Origin of the sequence: Rhodoblastus sp., from assembly GCF_041915505.1 — a bacterium.
Classification (GTDB): Bacteria; Pseudomonadota; Alphaproteobacteria; order Rhizobiales; family Beijerinckiaceae; genus Rhodoblastus.
Map to the genome: position 1 here is coordinate 18,733 of NZ_JAYSBG010000009.1, position 8,284 is coordinate 27,016.

The following is an 8,284-nucleotide window of genomic DNA, read 5'->3' on the forward strand; positions in this document are numbered from 1 at the left end:
GCCTTCGGCCGGTCGGTCGGCCGGCGGCGCGCCACGGGCGAGTCATGAGAAAAGCGAGAAGCGGCTCAAAAATCCGACGAAAACGGCCCACGCCGGCGGTCCGGCCGAGCCTCGCGCCGTCCCCGCCGCGCGAGGGGGCGGACGGCAAGGCGGCGCAGATTCTCGACGGCGCGCGCCAGGTCTTCCTGGCCGATGGATTCGACGGCGCCAGCATGAACGAGATCGCTCGGGCCGCCGGCGTCTCCAAGGGCACGCTTTACGTCTATTTCCCGTCCAAGATCGACCTGTTCGAGGCCCTGGTCCGCTCCGACCGCGACCAGCAGGCCGAACAGATGTTCCCCTTCTCGGACGATGACGGCGATCCCGGCCCGGCGCTCGCCCGGATCGGCTTCGGGCTGATGCGCAACATGTGCAGCGCCGACCATCTGGCCCATATGCGCATGGTGATCGGCGTCGCCGCGAAATATCCGAAGATCGGCCGAGCCTTTTACGAAGCCGGCCCGAAAGCCGGGGCGGAAAGATTGGGCAAGTTTCTGGCGCGCGAGACGGCGCGCGGCGCGCTGGCGCCGCTCGACCCGCAGCAGGCGGCGGAGCAGTTCATCCAGCTCTGCATGGCTGATTATTTCAAGGCCGCCTTGTTCTGCGCCGCCAAGCCCGACGACGAAGCCGCGATCGAGGCGGCGGTCGCAGAAGCGGTCGCCGCCTTCTTGCGCCTCTACCCGCCGGGGTCCTCCTCCACGACGCCGGCAAAGGGCGAAGCGTGAAGCGTGAAGCGCTCAGGCGCTGCGGCGTTCCGCCGGCTGCGCCAGTTCGTTGAAGAACAGCGCCTGGCTGACGATCGCCTTGACCGTTTCGGCGCGGAACGGCTTTGAGATCAGGAACGCCGGCTCCGGCCGCTGGCCGGTGAGTAGCGATTCCGGATAAGCGGTGATGAAAATCACGGGCGCGCCGACCGTCTCCAGGATTTCATTGACGGCGTCGAGGCCGGAGCTGCCGTCGGCGAGCCGGATATCGGCCAGCACCAGGCCCGGACGGGTGGCGCGGGCGAGCGCCACGGCTTCCGCCCGCGTCCGAGCCAGCCCCACCACCTTGTGGCCGAGCCCTTCCACCAGCGTTTCGAGATCCATGGCGATCAGGGGCTCGTCCTCGATGATCGCGACCGTTGAGGCGACCTGCGCCGCGATCTCGCGGCCGGCGACCTCGATCAGCCGATCGAATTCGTCGCGTTCGACCCCGAGAATGCGCGCGCCGTGATCGGCGTCGAAGCCTTCCACGGCGGTCAGCAGGAAGGCCTGGCGCGGCAAGGGCGTCAGCGATTCCAGCCGGCGGTCGGGAACCGCGCCCGCCCCCTTGCCTTCGAACGGCCGCCCGTTGAGCGGCATGGCGTTCCACACCCGCGAGAACAGGCGATAGACCTCCTCGCGCGGGTCCGCCGAGCGGTCGAACAGCGCCGGATCGGCGAGCAGGCTTTCCAGAGCGGCGGCGACATAGGCGTCGCCGCTCGCCTGCGAGCCGGTGAGCGCGCGGGCGTAACGACGCAGAAACGGAATCTGGGGACCGATCAGACTGGAAAGAGACATAGACAGGGCGCCTCGCCGCAAAGAACGGTGTTTGATCGTGGACGTAGCAGTATCCTATCGCGAAAAACCGGTCCATTATAGGGCTACGGGAACAATTCTGCGCGAGCAGCGTTGAAAGCCGAGATCGTGTCGCGCCCACAGACCGGGGCGAGGAGCGAGGGTCGGGGCTGCATGACTGAACGCGAAAACGAAAAAGCGCCGGCCGAACCGACGCTTGAACCCCTCCTGCAAGCGCATATTGGCAAACAGCTACGGAATATGTACGAGGCCATGGCGCGCGAACCTGTCCCGGAGAGGTTCAAGCTTCTGCTCGACCGGCTCGAAACCGGCGACGAAGAACACGATAAGACCGCCCAGGACAAGGCCGGGACGCCCAAAACCGGGAAAGACGCGGCCAGGGCGGACAAGGCCGGCGCCGCATGAATGAAAAAGCCAGGCTAAGCCTGAAAGACCTGCTTCTGGCGGAGATTCCTTCGCTCCGCGTTTTCGCCCTTTCCCTCGCGGGCTCCAGCGACCGCGCGGACGATCTCGTGCAGGACACCCTCATGAAGGCTTGGTCGAGCGCCTCGTCCTTCACCGAGGGCACCAATATGCGCGCATGGCTGTTCACCATCATGCGCAACACCTTTTTCAGCCAATATCGCAAGGCGCGCCGCGAGGTCCAGGACGTCGACGGCGAGGCCGCCGCGCGGCTCGTCGCTATGCCCGACCAGCTCGCCCATCTCGACCTGGCCGATTTCCGCGCCTGCCTCGAACGGTTGCCCGACGACCAGCGCGAGGCTCTGGTGCTGATCGGCGCCTCCGGCTTTTCCTATGAGGAGGCCGCCGAGATCTGCGGCTGCGCCGTCGGCACCATCAAGAGCCGCGTCAATCGCGCGCGGCGCCGGCTGATGGAGCTGCTCGCCTTGTCCTCGGTCGAGGATTTCGGCCCCGACCCCGCGCTGTCCGACCGCGCCGCCGCCGCGCCGTTCGGGGACTGACCGGCCCGAATTTCACCTTGCCGACAGCCGGCGGCCCGGCGAATATCGGCCGCGTTCAAGCACACCCGCCCGCCCTTCGGGAGGACGCCGCCATGAATTCACTTTCAAATCTATTTTCGCCGATTCGCTTGCGATCCTTTTTCCGCTCCGTCTGCCTTGCCGCCGCGCTCGGCGCAGCCGTCGCTTCCGCCCCCGCCGTCGCGGCCGAAAAGCCCTATGTCAATGAGGATCTCGCCAGCGCGGCGACGCGGCTGGAGCAGAAGCTCGCCGACGACAGCGCCGAACTGCGCGCCCATAATCCGCTCGCCGATCTGCGCAAACAGGCCGTCGCCGCCGCCCCCAAGGGCGACTTCTCGCGAATTCTCCCGCTGCTCGGCGCGATTGTGGCCGCGACGCCGGACAGCGTGCCGGACTGGCTGCTGTTCGCCCGGACGTCGCTCGCCGCCGCCATGCAGAAAGGCGACGATGCGGAGCAATTGAAGGACCAGGCGCAGGCCGCCGCTTTCGCCGCCTATCGCCACGCCCGCGCCAGGACCGAGGACGCCGCCGCTCTAGCGTTGGTGGCGGAAATTTTCGCCGCGCGCGAATCCTGGCGCGACGCGCTCAACGCCTATTCCGCCGGTCTCGCCGCTTTCAACCTGCCGCAAAACCAGAAAACCTATGACGACCTGCGCGAGAAATATGGTTTTCGCATGCTCGACTATAAGGTCGACAATGAATCGGCCAATCCGCGCATCTGCTTCCAGTTCTCCGAGGACCTCAAGCGCGGCCAGGCCGATTTCTCCTCTTTCGTGACGCTCGACGGCCGGTCCGACGCGGCCGTTTCCAATGAGGAGCGCCAGATCTGCGTCGAGGGCCTGAAACATGGCGCGCATTACGCCATAACTTTGCGTCAGGGCCTGCCCTCGGCGGTCGGCGAAAACCTGCTGCGCACGCAGGATTACGCGATTTACGTGCGCGACCGCTCGCCGCAGGCGCGTTTCACTGGCCGCAATTACATCCTGCCCCGCGTCGGCCCCGAAGGGGCGCCGGTGGTCTCGGTCAATACGTCGAAAGTGAAGGTCGAAATCTTCCGCATCGGCGACCGCAATCTGCAGCCGGCCATCCGCTCCGAGGATTTTCTCAGCCAGCTCTCGACCTATCGGTTCAAGCAATTCGCCGACAGCGACGGCCAGAAGATCTGGTCCGGGACCATGGACGTCAAATCCGAGCTGAACAAGGATGTGACGACCGATTTCCCGGTGCTGGAGGCGCTCGGCCAACCGCAGCCGGGCGTCTATGTAATGAGCGCAGCCGCCGCCGACGATCTCGCCGCCGCCGCCGCCAAGGAGGACGACGAGGAATCCTATGGCGTGCGCGCGACGCAATGGTTCGTCGTGTCCGATCTCGGCCTCACCGCGCTCAGCGGCGGCGATGGCGTCACGGCGCTGGCGCGCTCGCTGGCCACCGCCGAGCCGAAGCCCGGCGTCGAGGTGCGGCTGGTCGCCAAGAACAATGAAGTGCTCGGAACCGCGCAAACCGATTCCAAAGGCGAGGCCCGTTTCGCGCCCGGCTTGTCGCGCGGCCAGGGCGGGCTCGCGCCCGGCCTGCTGGTCGCGAGCGACGGCAAGGCGGATTACAATTTCCTCGACCTGCAGCAGAACGCCTTCGACCTGACCGACCGCGGCGTGACTGGCCGCGAGCCGCCCAAGGCGCTCGACGCCTTCGTCTATGCCGAGCGCGGCGTCTATCGCTCCAATGAAACGGTCCATCTCGCCGCCTTGCTGCGCGATTCCGACGGGATCGCCGCCGCCGCGCCGCTGACTTTGGTCGTCAAGCGCCCGGACGGGGTCGAATTCAAGCGCGTCGCTTTGCCCGATCAGGGCCTCGGCGGCCGCGCGCTTGATCTCATCCTGCCCGCCGGGGCGGCCTCGGGCGGCTGGACCGTGCTGGCTTTTTCCGATCCGAAAAGCCCGGCCATCGGCGAGACCAGTTTTCTGGTCGAGGATTATGTCCCCGAGCGCATGGATATGGTCCTGACGCCGAAAGCCGCCGCCGCGCGGCCGGGCGATTCCACGCCGGTCGGCGTCGCCGTGCGCTATCTCTATGGCGCGCCGGGCGCCGATCTCGCCATCAGCGGCGATGTCGAAATCGAGGCGGCCAGCGACCACGGCCTGCCCGCGCTCAAGGGCTTCGAGGCCGGCGTGGCGGATGAGGATTTTTCCGCCGTCAAGAACGAGCTGGAGGATATGCCGGCCACCGACGCCAAGGGCGCGGCCACGGTCAATGTCGCGCTGCCGCAGGTGAAATCGACCCGGCCGCTGCAAGCCAAGATCGTCTTGCGCGCCGGCGAACAGGGCGGCCGCGCCATCGAGCGCGTGACCTATCTGCCCTTGCTGCCGCCGGGCGGTCTGATCGGCGTGAAGAAGAATTTCGCCAATCTCTCCGACGGATCGAAAGCCACGTTCGACGTCATCGCCATCGGTCGCGACGGGCTGCGGACGACGCGGCGCAACGCCCATTGGTCGCTCTATCGCCTCAGCAATGATTACCAATGGTACAAGCAGGACGGGCGCTGGAATTTCGAACAGGTCAAATCGTCGCGCCGCGTCGCCGAGGGCGCGGTCGACCTGACGCCCGACGCCCCGGCGAAAATCGCGGCGGTCGTCGGGCTCGGCCAATATCGGCTCGATCTGCGCGATGACGAACCGGGCGATTTCCAGACCTCGCTGGCTTTCGACGTCGGCTGGTCCGGCGAGGGCAAGGCTGAAACGCCCGACCTGCTCGACGTGACCCTCGACAAGCCGGCCTATGCCGGCGGCGAGACGATCAAGCTGAAGATCGCCGCGCGAACCGAGGCCAAAGCGACGCTGGCCGTGGTGGGCGACGGCGTGAAGACCACTTTGCCGGTCGACCTCAAAAAGGGCGATAATGAAATCGCCGTGCCGGTCGGCGCGGATTGGGGCGTCGGCGCCTATGCTTTGGTTCTGGCGCATCGGCCGCTCGACAAGGCCGCGGGCCGGATGCCCGGCCGCGCCATGGGCCTCGCCTGGTTCGCCGTCGATCCGGCCAAACATCGCATCGATATCGCGCTCAACGCCCCCGCCAAGGCGCGCCCGGGCGAAAAGCTGACGCTGCCGATCCAACTCGCTGGCCTCACGGCGGGCGAAGAGGCCTATGTCACGGTGGCGGCGGTCGATGTCGGCATTCTCAACCTGACCCGCTACCAGACGCCCGATCCGCGCGACCATTTCTACGGCCAGCGCGCGCTCGCGACCGAAATCCGCGACGTCTATGGCTTTCTGATCGACGGCTTGCAGGGAACGCGCGGCGCGATCCGTTCGGGCGGCGATTCGGGCGGCGAGGAAACCTCGGCGGAAAAGCCCAACCAGCCGCCGCTGGCGCTTTATTCCGGCCTGGTCCGGGTCGGAGCGGACGGCAAGGCCGATGTCAGTTTCGACCTTCCCGCCTTCAATGGCACAGTCCGCGTCACCGCCGTCGCCTGGACGAAGTCCCGCGCCGGCTCGGCTTCGGCGGATGTCATCGTCCGCGATCCGGTGGTGGTTCAGGCCAGCCTGCCGCGCTTCCTCTCGCTCGACGACCAGTCGCGGCTCAACCTGCGGCTCGACAATGTCGAAGGCGCCGCCGGCGATTACAAATTGAGCGTCGCCCTGCATGGCCCGCTGGCGAGCGACGCCGCCGCCTTGGCTCAAAACGTGAAGCTCGGCGCCGGCGCGACCGCTTCGGTCAATGTGCCGCTGCGCGCGACCGGCCTTGGCGACGCCACGCTCGAGGTCACGCTGACCGGGCCGAAATTCGAGGCCACGCAAAGCGTCGCGCTCACAATCGAGCCGGGGACTTCGGCTCTGGTCAAACGCAGCTTCCACACCCTGCAGCCGGGCGAAAGCCTTGTTCTCTCGAGGGATCTGCTGGCCGAATTCATTCCGACCACCGGCGCGGTTTCCGCCAGCGCCGCGCCGCTCGGCGGCGTCGATGTCGCCGGCCTGCTGACCGCCCTCGACATCTATCCCTGGCATTGCTCGGAACAGACCGTCAGCCGCGCCATGCCTTTGCTCTATCTGAGCCGGCTCAACGGCGCCGCAGGTCCGGGGTTGGCGGGCGACATTCCCGCCCGCGTCGACCGCGCCATCGCGCTCCTGCTATCGCGGCAGGATTCCAGTGGCGGCTTCGGCCTGTGGTCGGCGGAAAGCGGCGGCGAGGATCTCTGGCTCACCGCCTTCGTCACCGACTTCCTGACCCGCGCCCGCGAGAACAACTATGTCGTGCCGCAGCGCGCCATGGACAATGCGCTCGACCGGCTGCGCAATTACGTCGTCAATTCCTCCGACGCCAAGATCGAGAACAGCGCGACGCTGGCTTATGCGATCTATGTGCTGGCGCGCAACGGCCGCCCGGTCGCGGGCGACCTGCGCTATCTGGTCGACGCCCGGCTCGACGCCTTCGACACGCCGCTTGCCCGCGCCCAGCTTGCGGCCTCGCTCGCTTTGATCGGCGACCGCGACCGCGCGCAAAAAGTCTTCGCCTCGGCGGGGGATTTTCTGCGGGCCAGCAAATCCGCGCCTTATTCGCGCGCCGATTACGGCTCGCTGCTGCGCGACGGCGCCGGGCTATTGACGCTGGCCTCCGAGAGCCAGGCCGATCAGGCGGTCATCGTCAAGGCGGCGCAGGTGGTGGAAAACGAAGCCGCCGCGACGCCGCGCGCCTCGACCCAGGAGGAAAGCTGGATGATCCTGGCCGCCGGCGCCCTCGCCTCGCAGGCCGACGCGCAAACACTGTCCGTCGATGGCGTGGCGCGTCGCGGCGCTTTCGCGGTCCGCTACGACGATGTGGCGCTCACCGGCAAGCCCGTGACCATCGTCAATCAGGGACAGGCCCCCGTCCGCCTCGCCATCAGCGTGTCGGGCCGCCCGGCGCAAAAAGAGCCCGAAGAATCGCATGGCTACAAGATCGAGCGCGGCTACTACCGGCTCGACGGAACGCCGGTCGATCCGGCGACCATCGCGCAGAACGAGCGGCTGGTGGTGGCGCTGAAAGTGACCGAGACCGAGGCGGCTTTTGCCCGGCTGCTGCTGGAAGACCGTCTGCCGGCCGGTTTGGAGATCGACAATCCGGACCTGTTCGACGGCGGCTCGACCGAAGACCTGCAATGGGTCAAGGCCGAGGTCACGCCGACTCATACCGAATTTAAGGACGACCGTTTCGTCGCCGCCTTCGAGCGCAGCGGCTCGGACAAGGCGACCTTCGCCATCGCTTATGTCGTCCGGGCGGTGAGCCCCGGGAGCTATGTGGCGCCGCCGACGACCATCGAGGACATGTACCGGCCCGAACGGTTCGGACGCACCGGCTTCGGGACGGTCGAGATCGGGGGAAGCGCGAAAAAGTGAGCGCGAAACGCAGGCGGGCCTGGCTTTATGCCGCGGGCGTGACCGGCTTTCTCGGGCTGGCCGTTCCCGCCGCCTGGCTGAACGCGCAAAAAGCGCTCGGTCCGCTCGACCTTTCCGCGCTCGACCGCGCCTCGACCGTGGCGCTCGACCGCGACGGCCAGTTGTTGCGCGCCTTCGAGACCAAGGACGGCCGCTGGCGGCTGCCGCTTCGCGCCAGCGAGGTCGATCCACGCTTTTTCACGCTGCTCAAGGCCTATGAGGACAAGAGATTCGAGCGGCACGGCGGCGTCGATTACCGCGCCTTGCTGCGCGCCGCCTGGCAATATATCCGCCACGGCCA

6 protein-coding genes are annotated in these 8,284 nt (G+C 67.2%); 5 read left to right on the forward strand and 1 reads right to left on the reverse strand.

Annotation, left to right across the window (positions count from 1 at the left end):
• Positions 1-44 precede the first annotated feature (44 nt).
• Positions 45-764 (forward strand): TetR/AcrR family transcriptional regulator, encoded by a 720-nt coding sequence (locus ACE3S9_RS01555; RefSeq protein WP_374544666.1) that lies wholly within the window; start codon positions 45-47, stop codon positions 762-764.
• A gap of 12 nt (positions 765-776) precedes the next feature.
• Here ACE3S9_RS01555 and ACE3S9_RS01560 read toward each other — a convergent pair whose 3' ends face one another.
• Positions 777-1,580, reverse strand: a complete 804-nt coding sequence (locus ACE3S9_RS01560; protein WP_374544667.1) for a response regulator — start codon at positions 1,578-1,580, stop codon at positions 777-779.
• A 111-nt stretch (positions 1,581-1,691) separates the two neighbouring features.
• On the opposite strand from ACE3S9_RS01560, the gene ACE3S9_RS01565 reads away from it, so the two are divergent.
• The 4 genes from ACE3S9_RS01565 to ACE3S9_RS01580 form a co-directional block, all read left to right on the forward strand.
• Complete coding sequence (locus ACE3S9_RS01565) at positions 1,692-2,003, forward strand: NepR family anti-sigma factor (RefSeq protein WP_374544668.1); 312 nt, start codon at positions 1,692-1,694, stop codon at positions 2,001-2,003.
• Positions 2,000-2,560 carry a sigma-70 family RNA polymerase sigma factor gene (locus ACE3S9_RS01570; RefSeq protein WP_374544669.1) on the forward strand — a complete coding sequence of 187 codons (561 nt, stop codon included), beginning with the start codon at positions 2,000-2,002 and terminating at the stop codon, positions 2,558-2,560. Before ACE3S9_RS01565 ends, ACE3S9_RS01570 begins: the two co-directional genes overlap by 4 nt.
• A gap of 92 nt (positions 2,561-2,652) precedes the next feature.
• Positions 2,653-7,944, forward strand: a complete 5,292-nt coding sequence (locus ACE3S9_RS01575; RefSeq protein ID WP_374544670.1) for an alpha-2-macroglobulin — start codon at positions 2,653-2,655, stop codon at positions 7,942-7,944.
• Positions 7,941-8,284 (forward strand): transglycosylase domain-containing protein (locus tag ACE3S9_RS01580; RefSeq protein ID WP_374544671.1); only part of this gene is annotated, 344 nt, incomplete at its 3' end. The genes ACE3S9_RS01575 and ACE3S9_RS01580, both read left to right, overlap by 4 nt.

Excerpts from the sequence above, each read along its gene's own strand:
- ACE3S9_RS01555 (WP_374544666.1), top strand. The coding sequence starts at position 45 with ATGAGAAAAGCGAGAAGCGGCTCAAAAATCCGACGAAAACGGCCCACG.
- ACE3S9_RS01560 (WP_374544667.1), bottom strand. The coding sequence starts at position 1,580 with ATGTCTCTTTCCAGTCTGATCGGTCCCCAGATTCCGTTTCTGCGTCGT.
- ACE3S9_RS01570 (WP_374544669.1), top strand. The coding sequence starts at position 2,000 with ATGAATGAAAAAGCCAGGCTAAGCCTGAAAGACCTGCTTCTGGCGGAG.
- ACE3S9_RS01575 (WP_374544670.1), top strand. The coding sequence starts at position 2,653 with ATGAATTCACTTTCAAATCTATTTTCGCCGATTCGCTTGCGATCCTTT.